17 protein-coding genes are annotated in these 15,009 nt (G+C 71.4%); 9 read left to right on the top strand and 8 right to left on the bottom strand.

Going from position 1 to position 15,009, the window contains the following annotated elements:
- Positions 1-46: 46 nt before the first annotated feature.
- A complete protein-coding gene (locus tag AQJ58_RS18290; protein ID WP_067251385.1) occupies positions 47-682 on the bottom strand; it encodes a TetR family transcriptional regulator in 636 nt (211 codons plus the stop codon).
- Between the two features lie 133 nt (positions 683-815).
- Here AQJ58_RS18290 and AQJ58_RS18285 point away from each other — a divergent pair, with 133 nt between their 5' ends.
- Both AQJ58_RS18285 and AQJ58_RS18280 read left to right on the top strand, forming a co-directional pair.
- Complete coding sequence (locus tag AQJ58_RS18285; RefSeq protein ID WP_067251383.1) at positions 816-1,562, top strand: AfsK-binding protein KbpA; 747 nt, start codon at positions 816-818, stop codon at positions 1,560-1,562.
- Between the two features lie 215 nt (positions 1,563-1,777).
- Positions 1,778-4,144 carry a protein serine/threonine kinase AfsK gene (locus tag AQJ58_RS18280; RefSeq protein ID WP_067251381.1) on the top strand — a complete coding sequence of 789 codons (2,367 nt, stop codon included), beginning with the start codon at positions 1,778-1,780 and terminating at the stop codon, positions 4,142-4,144.
- 830 nt (positions 4,145-4,974) lie between these two features.
- Here the strand turns inward: AQJ58_RS18280 and AQJ58_RS40900 are convergent.
- Positions 4,975-5,133, bottom strand: coding sequence for an Arc family DNA-binding protein (locus AQJ58_RS40900; RefSeq protein ID WP_079079011.1), 159 nt, complete (start codon positions 5,131-5,133; stop codon positions 4,975-4,977).
- A gap of 50 nt (positions 5,134-5,183) precedes the next feature.
- Here AQJ58_RS40900 and AQJ58_RS18270 point away from each other — a divergent pair, with 50 nt between their 5' ends.
- The 6 genes from AQJ58_RS18270 (at position 5,184) to AQJ58_RS18245 (ending at position 9,583) form a co-directional block, all read left to right on the top strand.
- Positions 5,184-6,425 carry an RNA-guided endonuclease InsQ/TnpB family protein gene (locus AQJ58_RS18270; protein WP_199844607.1) on the top strand — a complete coding sequence of 414 codons (1,242 nt, stop codon included), beginning with the start codon at positions 5,184-5,186 and terminating at the stop codon, positions 6,423-6,425.
- 48 nt (positions 6,426-6,473) lie between these two features.
- On the top strand, positions 6,474-6,677 hold the full coding sequence (locus tag AQJ58_RS18265; protein WP_067251377.1) for a hypothetical protein: 204 nt from the start codon (positions 6,474-6,476) through the stop codon (positions 6,675-6,677).
- Positions 6,670-7,791, top strand: coding sequence for an ATP-grasp peptide maturase system methyltransferase (gene tgmC / locus AQJ58_RS18260; protein WP_067251826.1), 1,122 nt, complete (start codon positions 6,670-6,672; stop codon positions 7,789-7,791). Before AQJ58_RS18265 ends, tgmC begins: the two co-directional genes overlap by 8 nt.
- Positions 7,792-7,864: 73 nt before the next feature.
- Positions 7,865-8,296: a hypothetical protein gene (locus AQJ58_RS18255; RefSeq protein WP_067251376.1), complete on the top strand. Its 432-nt coding sequence runs from the start codon at positions 7,865-7,867 to the stop codon at positions 8,294-8,296.
- A 254-nt stretch (positions 8,297-8,550) separates the two neighbouring features.
- Complete coding sequence (locus AQJ58_RS18250; RefSeq protein WP_067251824.1) at positions 8,551-9,207, top strand: DUF433 domain-containing protein; 657 nt, start codon at positions 8,551-8,553, stop codon at positions 9,205-9,207.
- Positions 9,208-9,238: 31 nt separating this feature from the next.
- On the top strand, positions 9,239-9,583 hold the full coding sequence (locus AQJ58_RS18245; RefSeq protein WP_234360086.1) for a PIN-like domain-containing protein: 345 nt from the start codon (positions 9,239-9,241) through the stop codon (positions 9,581-9,583).
- 329 nt (positions 9,584-9,912) lie between these two features.
- Here AQJ58_RS18245 and AQJ58_RS18240 read toward each other — a convergent pair whose 3' ends face one another.
- The 5 genes from AQJ58_RS18240 to AQJ58_RS18220 form a co-directional block, all read right to left on the bottom strand.
- Positions 9,913-10,332, bottom strand: coding sequence for a PIN domain-containing protein (locus AQJ58_RS18240; RefSeq protein ID WP_067251372.1), 420 nt, complete (start codon positions 10,330-10,332; stop codon positions 9,913-9,915).
- Positions 10,329-10,550 (bottom strand): type II toxin-antitoxin system VapB family antitoxin, encoded by a 222-nt coding sequence (locus AQJ58_RS18235; RefSeq protein WP_067251370.1) that lies wholly within the window; start codon positions 10,548-10,550, stop codon positions 10,329-10,331. Before AQJ58_RS18235 ends, AQJ58_RS18240 begins: the two co-directional genes overlap by 4 nt.
- Positions 10,551-10,623: 73 nt before the next feature.
- Complete coding sequence (locus AQJ58_RS18230) at positions 10,624-11,397, bottom strand: enoyl-CoA hydratase/isomerase family protein (protein ID WP_079079010.1); 774 nt, start codon at positions 11,395-11,397, stop codon at positions 10,624-10,626.
- Positions 11,394-11,810 (bottom strand): Zn-ribbon domain-containing OB-fold protein, encoded by a 417-nt coding sequence (locus tag AQJ58_RS18225; RefSeq protein WP_067251823.1) that lies wholly within the window; start codon positions 11,808-11,810, stop codon positions 11,394-11,396. The genes AQJ58_RS18230 and AQJ58_RS18225 overlap by 4 nt, the downstream gene beginning before the upstream one ends.
- A gap of 13 nt (positions 11,811-11,823) precedes the next feature.
- On the bottom strand, positions 11,824-12,969 hold the full coding sequence (locus AQJ58_RS18220; protein WP_067251367.1) for a lipid-transfer protein: 1,146 nt from the start codon (positions 12,967-12,969) through the stop codon (positions 11,824-11,826).
- 104 nt (positions 12,970-13,073) lie between these two features.
- Here AQJ58_RS18220 and AQJ58_RS18215 point away from each other — a divergent pair, with 104 nt between their 5' ends.
- Positions 13,074-14,663, top strand: coding sequence for a FadD3 family acyl-CoA ligase (locus AQJ58_RS18215; protein ID WP_067251365.1), 1,590 nt, complete (start codon positions 13,074-13,076; stop codon positions 14,661-14,663).
- Between the two features lie 92 nt (positions 14,664-14,755).
- On the opposite strand, the gene AQJ58_RS18210 is transcribed toward AQJ58_RS18215, so the two are convergent.
- Positions 14,756-14,947 carry a hypothetical protein gene (locus AQJ58_RS18210; RefSeq protein WP_067251363.1) on the bottom strand — a complete coding sequence of 64 codons (192 nt, stop codon included), beginning with the start codon at positions 14,945-14,947 and terminating at the stop codon, positions 14,756-14,758.
- Positions 14,948-15,009 lie beyond the last annotated feature (62 nt).

The raw sequence follows: 15,009 nt of genomic DNA, 5'->3' as shown, positions 1-15,009 counted from the left end.
GGCCCCACCCTCGTGGAACCACCGCCCGCCAGACAGGACCGCAGACCTACTTCGTCGGCTTCTTGCCGGTGATGCCCAGATGGACCAACAGCGCCAGGTTCGGCTTCAGTTCGGCCTGCTTGACACCCCAGGACTGGAAGCCCTTCTGGTGCGAGGCGACCGCCGCGAGCATCGCGACCAGCGAACCGGCGATCGCGGCCGGGTTCACGTCCTGGTCGACCCGGCCCTTGGACTGGAGCTCGGCGACGGCGTCCGACAGGGAGTTGTTCACCGAGTTGAGGATCTTCATCCGCAGCTTGTAGAACCGCTTGTCGCCCTCGGCCGCGCCGAGATCGACGACCCGCAGGATCGCGTCGTTCTTCTTCCAGAACTCCAGGAAACCGTCGACGAGTTCCTGCGCCGTCTGCCAGCCGGCCTTGCCGACCCACGAGCGGCCCTCCAGCAGCTCGGTCAACCCGGCGCCCTCGGCGGCCATTTGCTCGGCGATCTCCAGGACGGCGCCCTCGACGTCCGGGAAGTACTGGTAGAAGGTCGCGGGCGAAGTGCCCGCCTTCCGGGCCACGTCGATGACCTTGACGTCCCGGTACGGAGAGGAGCTGAGCATCTCGCTGAGGCAGTCCAGCAGCTTCTGCCGCGTCGCCTGCCCGCGCCGGCCGGCCACGCGGCCGTCGACGGTACGCACTTGTCCTGTCATGCCGTCAGCTTACCGAGGGGTGATCGGAGCGCGATTCGGCCGACTGCAAATGGGGTGCGAGGGGCACGGAGGGAGGGTGTGCTGGTCTGCGCGTTGCGTGAACCGCCGTTAGTTTGGCTGCATGGCCGAAAACAGGGCATCGGTGAACACAGAGGGTGGCGCCGGGGCGGTCCCCGAGGGCATCCCGTGCTGGGTGGACGCTCAGCTTCCCGACGTGGAGGCGGGCAGGCGGTTCTACGGCGAGCTCTTCGGATGGACCTTCCGGGAGGCGTCCGGCGCCTCCGTGTGGGCCCTGCTGGACGGCCGGCCGGTCGCCGCGCTGGCCCACAAGACGGACGGCCGGATGCCCACGGTCTGGACGGTGTACTTCTCCACCCCCGACGCCCAGGCCACCGTGCGGCGGGTCCGGTCGGCGGGCGGGCAGGTGGTGATGCCGCCCTTCCCGGTGGACGGCCAGGGCTTCGCCGCCCTCGCCGCCGACCCCGAGGGCGCCGTCTTCGGCCTCTGGCAGCCGGGCTCCCACCCCGGTTTCGGTCTCCGGCACGTCCCCGGGGCGTTTGCCTGGGCGCAGCTCTACGCCCGGGACACCGAGATCGCGAACACCTTCTACGGCCACCTCTTCCACGAGGCCCTCTTCGGACCCGGCGCCGCGCCCGACTTCGGCCGGGTGCCGGTCACCGACGTCTTCCCGGAGGTCATGCCGCCGCACTTCCTGGTCCACTTCGGGGTCCGGGACTGCCAGGCGGCGCTGGGCACGGTCGGCCGGCTCGGCGGGCGGGTCCAGGCGGGCCCGTTCACGGCGTCGTACGGCATCGTGGCGGTCGTCACGGACAATCAAGGTGCGTCGTTCGCGCTGCTTCAGCGTTGAACCACGTACCGGAGTACCCGCTCACGCCCCGTCCCGCATGCTGTTTCGCCCCTATATGAGATGAGACACCCCGATCGCCCCCGGGTTCGCAACCAGCCGCCCGGCCAGGAAGAATCTGGGGTGCGTGCCGCCATGGCGGTGCGGTGGTGAGACGCTGCACTTCGGTCGCGTACACATAGTGGGTGACGTGGCCCGTACGGGGAGGTGGCAGGCAAGTGGTGGATCAGCTGACGCAGCACGATCCGCGGCGGATCGGGCCGTTCGAGGTGCTGGGACGGCTGGGGGCCGGCGGCATGGGGCTGGTCTATCTGGCGCGCTCCGCGTCGGGCCGGCGCGTGGCGATCAAGACGGTCCGGACCGAGCTCGCCGAGGACCAGCTCTTCCGCGTGCGCTTCACGCGCGAGGTGGAGGCGGCCCGGGCGGTGTCCGGCTTCTACACGGCCGCCGTGGTCGACGCCGACCCGCGCGCCGCGGTGCCCTGGCTCGCCACGGCCTATGTCCCCGCGCCCTCCCTCGAGGAGATAGTGAACGAGTGCGGGCCGATGCCGGCCCAGGCCGTGCGCTGGCTGGCGGCGGGCGTCGCCGAGGCGCTCCAGTCGATCCACGGCGCGGGACTCGTCCACCGTGACCTCAAGCCGTCGAACGTCCTCGTCGTCGAGGACGGGCCGCGGGTGATCGACTTCGGTATCGCCTCCGGTGTGTCGAACACCCGTTTGACGATGACGAACGTCGCCGTCGGCACCCCTGCCTACATGTCCCCCGAGCAGGCCAAGGACTCCCGCAGCGTCACCGGCGCCAGCGACGTCTTCTCCCTCGGCTCGATGCTCGTCTTCGCCGCCACCGGCCACCCGCCCTTCCACGGCGCCAACCCGGTCGAGACGGTCTTCATGCTGCTCCGCGAGGAGCCGGACCTCGAAGGCCTGCCCGACGAGCTGCGCCCGCTCATCGAGTCCTGTATGCAGATGGACGCCACGGCCCGCCCCAACCCGGCCGACCTCCAGGCCCAGCTCGCCCCGCACCTGTTCGGCTCCGGCTCCGACGACAGCGGTACGGCCTCGGCGTGGCTGCCCGAGAAGGCGGTCACCCTCATCGAGACCCGCCGCGGCGGCCGCCCCGCGCCCAAACCGGCGCCGGTGAGCCCGCGCGCCCCGCTGCCGCTGCCCCCGCCGCCCTCCCACGACCCCGTGGTGCCCGCGCCCGCCCTCGGCCCCGGCCCGGTGCCCGTCGGCGTCGGCGCCCCCGACACCGGCCCGGTGCGCCTGGCCGGCGCGTCCGTGCCGATCGGTCCCGGCCCGCGCGTCGCCGACGTCCGCGCCACCGCCGCCGTCAAGGCACCGCTGCCCGAGCCCGGCCTGGTCGCCAACTGGACCCGGATCCGCCCCGCCCTGGGCGCGGGCGGCGACACCGCGCTCACCGCCCCGCAGACCGCGGCGGCCCCGGACGGACACCCGGCGGGCTGGCGCCCCTGGCGGTTCCGCATGTCGAACGACGTGTGGGGCACCCCGGCCGTCTCCGGCGACCTCGTCTACGTCACCTCCTTCGAGGTGCACGCGCTGGACGTGGCGACCGGCCGGCGCCGCTTCAAGACCCGGGACGTGGCCTGGTCCATGGCGGTCGCCGACGGCCGCGTCCACGCCTCCGACGGTCCCACCCTGTTCGCCCTGGAGGCCCGCGAGGGCCAGGACCTGTGGCGGCTCCAGACCGACGCCTGGGTCTACTGCCTCAGAGCCGAGCGCGGCACGGTCGTCACCGCCACCCGCGGCGGCGGGGTCCAGGCCTGGGAGGCCTCCACCGGGCAGAAGCTCTGGGAGATCACCGGCTGCCAGAGCGACTTCGAATCGCCCGAGGCGGGCCCCGCCCTGCACGACGGCATGGTCTTCGTCTGGCAGGACGCCCGGCTCCGGGCCCTGGACGCCCGTACGGGTGACGAGCGCTGGTCGTATCCCATCGGCGACGCGGCCTCCTGCGGCGGCGTCCCGGTCCGCGTCACCCCCGCCCCCGACGGCCACGTCTACCTCTCGGCCGGCACCCGCGTCATCGCCGTGGACGTGGCGAGCGGCATGGTGCGCTGGCACTTCGAGGCCCCGGCGGTCTTCCTCTCCCCGCCCGCCTTCGTCCCCGGCCCCGCGGTCACCGGCGGTGGCGTCTACCTGGCCGACTACCTCGGCACGGTCTACGCCCTCGACGCCGCCGACGGCCGCGACCGCTGGCGCATCGCGACGGAGTCCCGCTCCTCCATCGACCCCGTCCTGGTGGCGGCCGGCCATGTCCACGTGGGCAGCGGCAAGGGCCTCTACACCCTGGACGCGGTCACCGGAACGCCCAAGTGGCGCTTCCAGGCGGGCGGCGACATCGTGGGCTCCCCGGCGGTCGAGGCGGGCCGCATCCACTTCGGCTCCACCGACCACCTCCTCTACACCCTCAAGGCCGACGACGGCCGCCTGCGCTGGAAACTCGCCACCGGCGGCGAGATCACCGGCTCCCCGGTGGTCCGGGACGGCGTGGTGTACGCGTGCAGCAAGGACCGTTGCGTGTACGCGCTGGACGCGGAGAAGGGAACGGGCACGGCCCGCACGGTGTGAGGCCGTGCCGCCCGTTCCGGGACGGCCGCAGCACCGGGCTCGGAGTAGACGGACAGGGTCCGTACGGCGGTCGCCCCGGCAGACGTCACGCCGGCTACAACTGGGGCCTGGTGCAGCTGATCGCCCTCAGCGACGACGGACAACTGCACGACTGGCTGGTGGGTGCCCCACGGTGACCTGGCCTCGCGGCCGACTGGACGTCACCGAGGACGAGTTGGGCCGTCAGGTCGGCCATGGTGCCCTTTCGTCTGCTCTGCCCTTCCTTGGCTGCTTCGGGACAGCCACCGGCCCCTTGTCCGCGAGGGTCCGGCGGGTCGCTGACCTCCAGAAAGAACCGGGGGAAAGAACTCCCGCCCACCCACCCTCCCCGGCCGCGCCGCTCGCGTCACTCGTCCGGGTGACCGGCTTGCAGGTGCGGGATGCGGACGGTTACGTTCGCCGCGACCACCACAAACAGATACGGCCCCCGGCCGGGACTGGCATCCCGAACGAGGGCCTAACCGCTCAGGAAGCGAGACCTTCCCGATGGCTGAATCGCAGTCTAACGCCCCCTCGCGCACCACCGCCGGACCTCCGGCCTCCGGCGTGATCCACGTCCGCACCCGCCTCACGTCCGACTTCACCGTGATCTCGCATGGGAGGCCGGTCGTGGCCGCCACGCGGGAGTGTACGAAGCCGAGGACGAGCCCCCAGGGATCTGGGCCGCTCCGGTCGAGGCGGCCGAGATCGACGCAGCAGTGCGTCACCGGGCTCCTCCGAGGATGCCCCGGCCTTGAGGCCGGGGAGGGATCGGGCTCCTGCGGAGCGGGGCAGGGAAAGCCGAATCGCCGTCAGGGCGAACCGGCGTCCGCCACGGTGGCGGCGCGTTCGATCTCCAGGCGATAGACGATCTCGGAGTTGAGGGACCTGCGGGCGGACTTGGCCTGCGTGACCAGCCATTCGTGCAGGTCGGCGGGCAGACGGAGCGTGATGCGCTTCTCTTCATCCATGACCCCAGAATAGTGGGTTCCGAGTGGCCTACGAGTGGTAGGGTGACACCATGACGACACTATGGAAGGTGGCGGAGGGTGCCGGGCACGCCCGGTACACCTACCGGCTTCGCGTGTCGTCGGCCGCCCGCACCGGCCTCGAAGCCGAGTGGGCGCGCTGCCGGTGGGTCTGGAATGAGTGCGTGGCCATGTCCCGTAAGGTCCACCACCTGAACCGGGACACGGCCGAGAAGACGACGTGCGGACCGGCCCAGCTCGACAGGATGCTGACCGAGGCCCGCAGCACGATGACCTGGCTGCGTGAGGGCGCCTCGGTGCCGCAGCAGCAGACCATCCGGGACTTCGCCAAGTCCCGCGCCAAGGCGATGAAGGACATCAAGGCGAAGCTGCCGGTACGGCAGCGCGCCGGGATGCCCCGGATCAAGCGCAAGCGGGACGCGCTGCCCACGCTGAACTACACCACCCGCGGCTTCCGGCTGAAGGACGGCCGCCTGCACCTGGCGGGCGGGATCGCGCTGACCGTGGTGTGGTCCCGCGACCTGCCGTCCACGCCGTCGAGCGTGCGCGTGTACCGCGACAGCCTCGGCCACTGGTACGCGTCGTTCGTCGTCGCGACCGACATGCAGCCGCTACCCGCCACGGGCGCGGCGCTCGGTGTGGACTGGGGCGTCAAGGAGACCGCTACCACCACGAGCGACGCCCACGACCTCCCCCACGCCCAGCACGGGAAGAACGCCGCGCAACGCCTCGCCCGCTACCAGCGGATGATGGCCCGCCGCCGCCCCGCCAGGGGACAGGCGGCGTCCAAGGGCTACCGGCACGCGCAGGCACAGACCGCGAAGCTGCACAAGAAGGTCGCCCGGCAGCGGCAGGACACCGCCCGCAAGTGGGCCAAGTCCGTCGTCCGCGACCATGACGCGGTCGCCGTCGAGGACTTCCGGCCGAAGTTCCTCGCCAAGACCGCCATGGCCCGCAAAGCCGCCGACGCGGCGATCGGCGCCACCAGGACGGCCCTGATCGAGATGGGCCGCAAGCACGGACGGGACATCCGCCTCGTGCATCCCGCGCACACCACCATGGACTGCGCGTCGTGCGGAGCGAGAACCAAGCACGCACTTCCTCTTTCGGAACGTTACACCTGCACCGCGTGCGGAGCCGTGTCCCCCCGGGACAAGAACTCCGCCCGCGTGATGCTCGTCCGGGCTGGTCTCAACCCGGCTGGTGCTGATCGTGTAAGAGCTGACGGACCGCTGGTCCCCAGCCGACGTGAGCCAGGAATCCCAGTCCTTTAGGGCGGGGAGGATGTCAAGTATGAACCGGTTGTCTGCTGCGCGGACGGGATGCGTGGGGCGCTGGCGCGGTTCCTCGCCGACTTCGGGCTGAGTTTCGGAGCCTTCGACTTCGCCGTGACCGCCTCCGGCGCATGGTGGTTCCTGGAGTGCAACCCCAACGGCCAGTGGGCGTGGCTCGAAGACGCGGCCGGACTACCCATCACCCACGCGATCGCAGACCTGCTGGAGAACGGAGCGAGTGGACATGACTGACCCCCTGTCCTCGGAACACCTCCGGGCCGACCTCGCGCGGCGCCTGTCCGAGTCAGGCGTTCTGCGGAGCCCGCGGTGGCGAGAGGCGGTCACATCGGTGCCCCGCGAGGCGTTCCTCTCGCACGGCTGGTTCGAGTGCGAAGAGGACGGCTGGTACCGGCCCGCGTTCGGGGAGTCCCCGGACGGACTCACGCGGATCTACGAGGACGACACCCTGGTGACACAGGTCGCCGGGGGCGTCTTCCCCGACCAGGTCGAGGGGCGCATCGCCGCGGCGCCCTCGTCGTCGTCCACTCTGCCGAGTCTGGTCGTGCGGATGCTCGAAGACCTACGGGCGAGCGAGGGGACGCGCGTCCTTGAGATCGGCACCGGTACGGGCTACTCGACCGCGCTGCTGTGCCATGTCGTGGGGGACGACCACGTGACCACGGTGGAGGTGGACGCCGAGGTGTCCGCCCGTGCCGCAACGGCCCTCGCGGGCGCCGGACACTGGCCGACCCGCGTGGTCGGCGACGGACTGGCGGGCTGCAAGGAAGGAGGCCCGTACGACCGTGTGATCGCCACGTGCAGTGTGCATACGGTGCCGGCCGACTGGCTCGCTCAGACTCGACCCGGCGGGGAGATCCTGGTGACGGTCGGCGGGGGGATGCAGGCATCCGAGCTCGTACGCCTCTCCGTTGCCGGTGACGGCACGGCCGACGGCCCGGTTCTCGGCGGACAGGTCTCGTTCATGCCGGCCCGTCCCCACCTTCCGCCGCCGCTGGGCGTCCTGCCGAACCTCGACGAGGGGGACGCGACGCCTGCCGGGCTGGGCGCGGAGGTGCTCGACGACTGGACGGCCCGGTTCGTCGCGCAGTTCGCCGCGCCGCGCGCACAGCGGCTCACGCTGCAACGGGACGGCCGGACGGAGCACGTCGTGATCGACGTGGAAGCCCAGGCGTGGGCGGTCGTCTTCCAGGACGGCGCGCGGTGGCTGGTCCGGCAGGGCGGCGCGGTTCGTCTATGGGACGAGATCACCGAGCGCCTCGCTCGGTGGCAGGCGGACGGACGTCCGTCGGCGGACCGTATGCGCCTGCACGTCGGCCCGGACGGGCAACGCCTCACCTGGCCATGACGGACGAATCGACGCCCAAATTCCGCCACGCGTGCGACACTTCGGGCCAGTCGGGTTGAGGAGGGGGCGCAGGATGTCCACCTGGAACGGATTCGGTACCACGTACCGGGGCTACAGCCATGTGAACCGTGACGGCAGCCACTACGCCACGCAGTGGGCCGTGCTGTTCTTCCTGCCGGTGGTCCCCTTGCGGCGCCACCGCCTGACCGTCGGCGACTCGACCTACACGCAGTACGGCAACGGCAGCACCTCGGTCACCCGGTACGCGGTGCACGAGGAGACGCCGCTCGTCGGCGCGGAGATACTGCGCACCTACCTGTCGTGGTGGGTGGTCGGCCCGCTGATCGTGTTCGGGCCGCCCGCCCTGGCGTTGTGGCTCATCGGCGACGCGGTGGGATTCGGGGGCTACTTCCTGCTCATGGCCGGCTGCGTCGCCTGGGGCATCTGGGCGGGCGGGACCCTGGACAAACGCAACCGCCGGGAGCGCGTGCTGCCGCCGTCGTAGGCCCGGTCGATCTCGGCGAGCACCCGTCCCCGAGACCAGGCTCCCCTTCCAGACCTGCGACGGCTGCGAGCGCGCCTTCCGCGCACCCGACCCCGGCCACTGCCGGGAATGCAGGTCCAGGGAATCAGGGGACCGTCTCCGTGTGGCCTGCTGAGCTGCCTGCGGCCGGGTGTGCGGTCCGGGCCCGGGTGGGAGGCTTGATGTGCGACGATGCGAAACCCGGATCCGGGTACGAGGGCAAGTGGAGGTGGGGCATGGTCGACAGGTTCAGTGACGGACTTCTGACTCCCACGGAAACGGCCTCCTATCTGGAGATTCCGCAGTCGACGCTCACCTCGTGGCTGAAGGGCAGGGCCGCCGGGTCCCCTCTGGTCCACCAGGTGGAGCCACTGCGGAAGGGACAGCCCTCGGTGCCGTTCATCGCGGTGGCCGAGGCTCACGCTCTTCGTTCCCTGCGAGCCCTCGGGCTCCGTATGAGCGAGATCAGGGAGGCGGCGGCAGCCGTACGCGACGCCTTCGCGACCCCCTATGGCCTTGTGTCCAGACGGATCGCGACGGACGGCGTGGACATCTTCGTCGAGCACGGCCTCGGGGATCTCCGCAGAGCCCGGGACGGTCAAGCCCCCATCCACGAAGTGGTCTCCGACTATCTCCGCTACCTGACGTGGGAGCCCGGCGACGACTTCCCCTCCAGCCTGAGGCTCAGGCAGTACCCGGAATCCGTCCCTGTCGTGATTGACCCGAGGTTCGGGCACGGGAGACCGGTCGTAGCCGCAAATCGCGTCGCGGTCAACGCGATCACCGACCTGTGGGAGGCCGGGGAGAGCGTCGAGGACATCGCGTACGACTTCGACATGACACCCGAGCAGGTCGACGCACTGTGCCGGGCAGTGGTGCGCCTTGCCGCCTGAGTTCTTCCTCGACCGCAATCTCGGGCGTCGAGTGGCAGAAGGGCTGAGGGCGTGCGGCTGGACGGTTCACAGCATCGGGGATGTCTTCCTCGACGACGGACAGGACGTGCCCGACGAGGAATGGATCACCCACGGCCTCGAACGGTCATGGGTGCCCCTCTCGAAGGACGGCCGGATCAAGAGCCGCGACTTGGAGATCCAGCCCGTCCTCGTACGTGAGGCGGTGCTTTTCTACCTCGACAACCAGCAGCTCCGCAGCGCCGAGATGGTCGAACGGCTCGACGCCCACCGGGAGGCGATCCACCGGGCAGTGGCCAGGGGCGGTCCCGCGGCCTACGCGGTACGAGGCGACCGCATCGAGCGCACCTGGCCGTGACGGATGAAGCGCCACCCACATCCCGCGAGGCACGCGATTCCCATGCGGCGGCACTATCCTGCACCTGGGTGAAGCCTTGCGCCTTGCGGAGGGCGGCCAGTTCATGGCCCCGCTCGGCGTCGACCATCTCCGCCTTGATGGCGTCGACGCGCTCGCGCTTCTCGGGAGGGCTTCCGCGCCCCGGCGCCCGGCCGCTGCCGGGAATGCCGGTCGGTGACCGCCTCCGTGCGGCCTGCTGGGCCGCCTGGAGGCAGGTCATGGCCGCGGTGCACTGCGAGAAGGACTGGACGGACGGGGGCTGAGCCCCTGCCCCGACAGGCGCCTCCGCTTCAGAGGTCTGGAACGCTGCGTACGTTCCGCTCCGCGACATCGGGCAGAAACCGTGCGACCGTGACGAAATCGGCGTCGTCATGGAGTACGACCAGGCCGTGGTGCGCGGCTGTCGCGCAGATCATCAGGTCGAGTGGACCTGCGGCGCCAAGGGCTCCTCCCTCGGCGAGCGTGTACTGGGCGGCGTCGACCCAGTCCCACAGCCTCTTCGGCAGTGGCACGTCAGGGTAGAGATCGGTGAACATCTGCCCCATGGCCTCGTACTCCGTCACGTTGCGGGCCGAGCGCCGGAACTCGGCCCTCTGGGCGGCGCAGGAGCCGATGGCCCGCAGGGTGGTGGTCTCCAGCCACGCGTCCCGCAACGGCTCCTCACGCAGCAGGCGCCACAGGCCCGAGGAGTCGAGCAAGTAGTGGATCACGCGCCGTCCTGCTTGTCCTCGGCGCGGCGTCGCTGCCAGCCGTCGTAGTCCCACTGCTGTGCGGCGCGGAAGTGCTTGGCCACGAGTGCGGCCCGCTCGTGGCGTTCGGCGTACTCGCGGAGGGCGGCATTGACCACGTCCTTCTTGGTGCCGCCACCGGCGACACGCATGGCCTTCTCGAGGGCGTCGTCATCAAGATCGATCGTCGTCACACTCATACTGGACTCCTTTATTCAAGGCTAACATCCAGTATATATAAGCGCGGTCGGCATGCATGGCTTTCTCCGTGGGTCAGCGGACCCGGGGCCGCGCTCCCGACCGCCCCCCGAACAACTCCGCCTGCTCCTCACCCGGCAGGTTGCCGAGCGCGATGAGATGGGGCGCCTGGGACCAGCCCGCCGCGCGGGACGCCTCCGAAGCCGACCACAGGGCCCGTACCGTGCCCTGGACGCCGGTGGTCGGGTGGGCGGCGATGACCGTGGCGCAGGCGGTGGCGGCCCCCAGTGCCTCGCCGGGGGCGGTGAGTTCGGAGACCAGGCCGACGGCGTGGGCCCGCTGCGCGGAGAGCCGTTCGGCGGTGCCCATCAGCATCATGCGGGCGGCCTCGCCGTACGGCATCCGCCCCGCCATCAGCACCGACTCGTACGCGCTGACCATGCCGTACGTGGTGTGCGGGTCGAAGAAGACGGCGTCCGCCCCGGCCACGATGAACTCGCACTCGCCCAGGAGGTAGAAGGCGCCCCCGCAGGCCATGCCCTCCACGGCGGCGATCACCGGCTTCCAGAGGTCGTTCGCCTTGGGGCCGATGGTGAGGAGAGGGTCGTCCTGCATGTAGGGGGAGGCGGGCTGCGGGACGACGGCGTCCCGGTCGAGGCCGGTGCTGAAGGCCCGGACCCCCGCCCCCGTGAGGACCACGGCGCGGACGGAGTCGTCGAAGCGCAGGTCCCGCCACACCTGCGCGAGCCGCCGGGCGGTGTCCAGGTCGATGGCGTTCAGCCTGTGCGGGCGGTCGAGGGTGACGACGGCGACCCCGGTCTTCTCGGTCACCTCCAGGCGCACGCTCACGGCCGCTCCAGGACCCACTGCACGAGCCCCTCGGCGGTGAAGACCGCCTGCACCCGGGCGCCGATCCGGACCCGGTCGGGGGAGAGGGAGTCGAGAGGGGCTCCGGCCGCGCGGACCAGGTTGCCGACCAGGCGGATCCGGGGCGCGTCGGCGAGTTCGACGAGGATCACGTTGTACGGGGCCTGCGCCGCGTACTCGGGGAGCAGCGGCGGGTGCGGGACGACGTACGACCAGATACGGCCCCGCCCGGACATCGGCCGCCACTCGCACGCGAAGGACTGGCAGTGCGGGCAGCAGGGGCGGGGCGGGAAGCGGGGCTCGGCGCAGTCGGCGCAGGTCTGGACGCGCAGTTCGCCCTGTGCGGCGTACTGCCAGAAGGGGGCGCCGTCGGGGTCGGTGACCGGGGTCAGCAGAGGCATGGGGTGGTCAGCTCCTCAGGAGGAGGGCGGAGGTGGGGACCCCCTCGCCCGCCGTGACCAGGCAGGTCGCGGCGTCGGGGACCTGGGCCGTGCTGGTGCCGCGCAGCTGCCGTACGCCCTCGTTGATGAGGTTGAAGCCGTGCACGTACGCCTCGCTGAGCCCGCCCCCGCCGGTGTTCAGGGGCAGCCGGCCGCCGATCTCCAGGGCGCCGCCCTCGGTGAACGCGCCGCCCTCGCCCCGGCCGCAGAAGCCGTAGCCCTCCAGGGAGAGGGGGACCAGGGCCGTGAACGCGTCGTAGATCTGGGCCACGTCGACGTCGGCGGGGGTGACGTCGGAGTGCTTCCAGAGGTGGCGGGCCGCCGTCCACGCGGGACCGGTGAGCGGGTCGTCGTTCCAGTAGTTGACCATGCCGTGGTGCTGGGCGGGCAGGCCCTGGGCGGCGGAGTGGACGTACACCGGCCGCTGCCGGCAGTCCCGCGCCCGTTCCCGGCCGACGAGTACGCAGGCCAGCGCCCCGTCCGTCTCCAGGCAGTTGTCGTACAGGCACAGGGGCTCGCTGATCCAGCGGGCGGTCATGTACATCTCGCGGGTGAGGGGGCGGTCGTACATGATCGCGGCGGGGTTCTGGTTGGCCCGGTTGCGGCAGGCGAGGGCCACATTGAAGAGGTGGTCCCGGGTCGCGCCGTACTCGTGCATGTAGCGGCGGGCCAGCATGGCTATCTCGTCGGCCGGGCGCAGCAGGCCGTAGGGGCGGGTCCACTGGGCCGGGGTGGGAAGCTGGACGGCGGTGTTGGTCCAGGGGCGGGGGCCGCTGCCGCGCTTGCGGGAGCGCCAGGCGACGCCGACCGTGGCCTGGCCGGAGGCGATGGCGGCGGCCAGATGCGCGACGGTCGCGCACGAACCGCCGCCCCCGAAGCCGACCTTGCTGAAGAAGGTCAGGTCACCGAACCCGACGGCCTTGGCCAGCTCGACCTCGTCGGTCTCCTCCATCGTGTAGGAGGCGAGCGCGTCGACCTCGTCCGGGGCGATCCCGGCGTCGTCGAGCGCGGCGAGGACGGCACGGCAGGCGAGGGTCCTCTCGCTCTCGGGGAGGTGCTTGGCGAACCGCGTCTGGCCGATGCCGACGATCGCGGTGGCGTCCTTGAGGGTCACGCTGCACGCACCTCCGCAAGGCAGGCAACTGGGTGTCAGCGCGGCTGACAGGCCGTCAGGTTACCGCTAATCTGACGGGTAGTCAGCTACTGGGGAGGCCGGTCATGCGCGGTGACGTGGAGTGGGGGACGATCCCCGAACTGGTGCGCCGCTCGGCCGAGAGGTACGCGGACACCGAGGCGGTGGTCGAGGGCCGGACCCGGATCACGTACGGCGAACTCGGCGCCCGCGTGGAGCGCGCGGCGGCGGCCTGTCTGGCGAACGGGGTGCGGGCGGGCGACCGGGTCGGCATCTGGGCCCCCAACTCCCTGGACTGGATGGTCGCGGCGCTGGGCGCGGTCACGGCGGGCGCGGTGCTGGTGCCGCTCAACACCCGGTTCAAGGGCATGGAGGCGGCGGACGTGCTGCGCCGCAGCGGCGCCCGGCTGCTGTTCGTGACGGGGACCTTCCTCGGGACCTCGTACGTGGCCTCGCTGCGCCGGGCGGCGCGGGAAGGTCCTTCGGGCGGTCGCGGGCCCCTGCCCGGACTCCCCGCCCTCGAACAGGTGGTCGTCCTCTCCGACGACGCACCCGCCGACTTCCGCACCTGGAAGGACTTCCTGGCGAGCGGGGAGGGCGTGGGCGCGGGGGAGGTGCGGACCCGGGCGGACTCGGTGCGCGGGGACCGGCCCTCGGACCTCGTCTTCACCTCGGGCACGACGGGCCGCCCCAAGGGCGCGGTGATCACGCACGCGCAGACCCTGCGGGCGTACGAGGTGTGGAGCGATCTGGCCGGTCTGCGCCACGGCGACCGCTACCTCATCGTCAACCCCTTCTTCCACACCTTCGGCTACAAGGCGGGCGTGATCGCCTCTCTGATGCGGGGCGCGACGATGATCCCGCAGCCGGTCTTCAACGTGGACACGGTCCTCGCGAACCTGGCCGCGGAGCGGGTCTCGGTGCTGCCCGGCCCGCCCACGCTCCACCAGTCCCTGCTGGACCACGCGTCCAGGGACACCTACGACCTGTCCGCGTTGCGGCTGGTGGTGACGGGTGCGGCGGTGGTGCCCCTCCAGCTCGTCGAACGGCTGCGGGGCGAGCTGGGCGTCGGGACGGTCCTCACGGCGTACGGCCTCTCGGAGGCGAGCGGCATCGTGACGATGTGCCGCCGCGGCGACGACCCCACGGTGATCGCCTCGACCTCGGGCCGCGCGATCCCCGGCACCGAGGTCCGGGTGGAGGCGCCCCCCGGCCGGCCCGGGGAGGTCCTGGTCCGGGGCTTCAACGTCATGCGCGGCTACTACGAGGACGAGGCGGCCACACGGGAGGTGCTGACCCCCGACGGCTGGCTGCGCACGGGCGACATCGGCGTCCTGGACCCGGCGGGCAACCTGCGCATCACCGACCGGCTGAAGGACATGTTCATCGTGGGCGGCTTCAACGCCTACCCGGCGGAGATAGAGCAACTCCTCGGCCTGCACCCGGACGTGACGGACGTGGCCGTCATCGGCGTCCCGGACCCCCGCCTCGGCGAGGTCGGCAGGGCCTACGTCGTCCGCCGCCCCGGCGCCCACCTCACCGCCGACGACCTCATCGCCTGGGCCCGCCGCGAGATGGCCAACTACAAGGTGCCGAGGACGGTGGAGTTCGTGGGGGAGCTGCCGAGGAACGCGAGCGGGAAGGTCGTGAAAGGAGAGTTGCGGGGCCGGGTGTGAACCCCGAAAAGAGCACGGCGCGGGACACACGTCGGCCGCGGTGGCGCCCCCTCCGCGCCACCGCGGCCGATCCCCGTCGGATCGGGCCTTCGTCAGGCCGTCTCGTCCGAAGCGTGGTTGTCGAGGAGCTTCGCCGTCCCGCCCGACGCGTGGTTGTCGAGGGTGGTGATCTTCTCCTCGGACGTCTCCTTCCGCGCGGCCTTGGCGAGGACACCCTCCTCGACGACGGAGGCGTGGTTGTCCAGCGGCTTGATGACGTCGTCGTTCTCTGCGGCCTGGCTCATGTTGTCAACTCCGGCAGAATCTCAGCTCACAAGGATGGGCGCGGCCCCCCGGCGACTCCCCC

The sequence above is a fragment of the Streptomyces sp. DSM 15324 genome (assembly GCF_001514285.1).
Lineage (GTDB): Bacteria > Actinomycetota > Actinomycetes > Streptomycetales > Streptomycetaceae > Streptomyces.
Note: the sequence above shows the minus strand (reverse complement) of the source record. Positions and strands in the feature narration are given on the sequence as shown.

Coding starts and splice junctions, on each gene's coding strand:
- AQJ58_RS18270 (WP_199844607.1), top strand. CDS start 5,184: ATGACGACACTATGGAAGGTGGCGGAGGGTGCCGGGCACGCCCGGTAC.
- AQJ58_RS18210 (WP_067251363.1), bottom strand. CDS start 14,947: ATGAGCCAGGCCGCAGAGAACGACGACGTCATCAAGCCGCTGGACAAC.
- AQJ58_RS18235 (WP_067251370.1), bottom strand. CDS start 10,550: ATGAGTGTGACGACGATCGATCTTGATGACGACGCCCTCGAGAAGGCC.
- AQJ58_RS18265 (WP_067251377.1), top strand. CDS start 6,474: ATGCGTGGGGCGCTGGCGCGGTTCCTCGCCGACTTCGGGCTGAGTTTC.
- AQJ58_RS18255 (WP_067251376.1), top strand. CDS start 7,865: ATGTCCACCTGGAACGGATTCGGTACCACGTACCGGGGCTACAGCCAT.
- AQJ58_RS40900 (WP_079079011.1), bottom strand. CDS start 5,133: ATGGATGAAGAGAAGCGCATCACGCTCCGTCTGCCCGCCGACCTGCAC.
- AQJ58_RS18250 (WP_067251824.1), top strand. CDS start 8,551: ATGGTCGACAGGTTCAGTGACGGACTTCTGACTCCCACGGAAACGGCC.
- AQJ58_RS18215 (WP_067251365.1), top strand. CDS start 13,074: ATGCGCGGTGACGTGGAGTGGGGGACGATCCCCGAACTGGTGCGCCGC.
- tgmC (WP_067251826.1), top strand. CDS start 6,670: ATGACTGACCCCCTGTCCTCGGAACACCTCCGGGCCGACCTCGCGCGG.
- AQJ58_RS18285 (WP_067251383.1), top strand. CDS start 816: ATGGCCGAAAACAGGGCATCGGTGAACACAGAGGGTGGCGCCGGGGCG.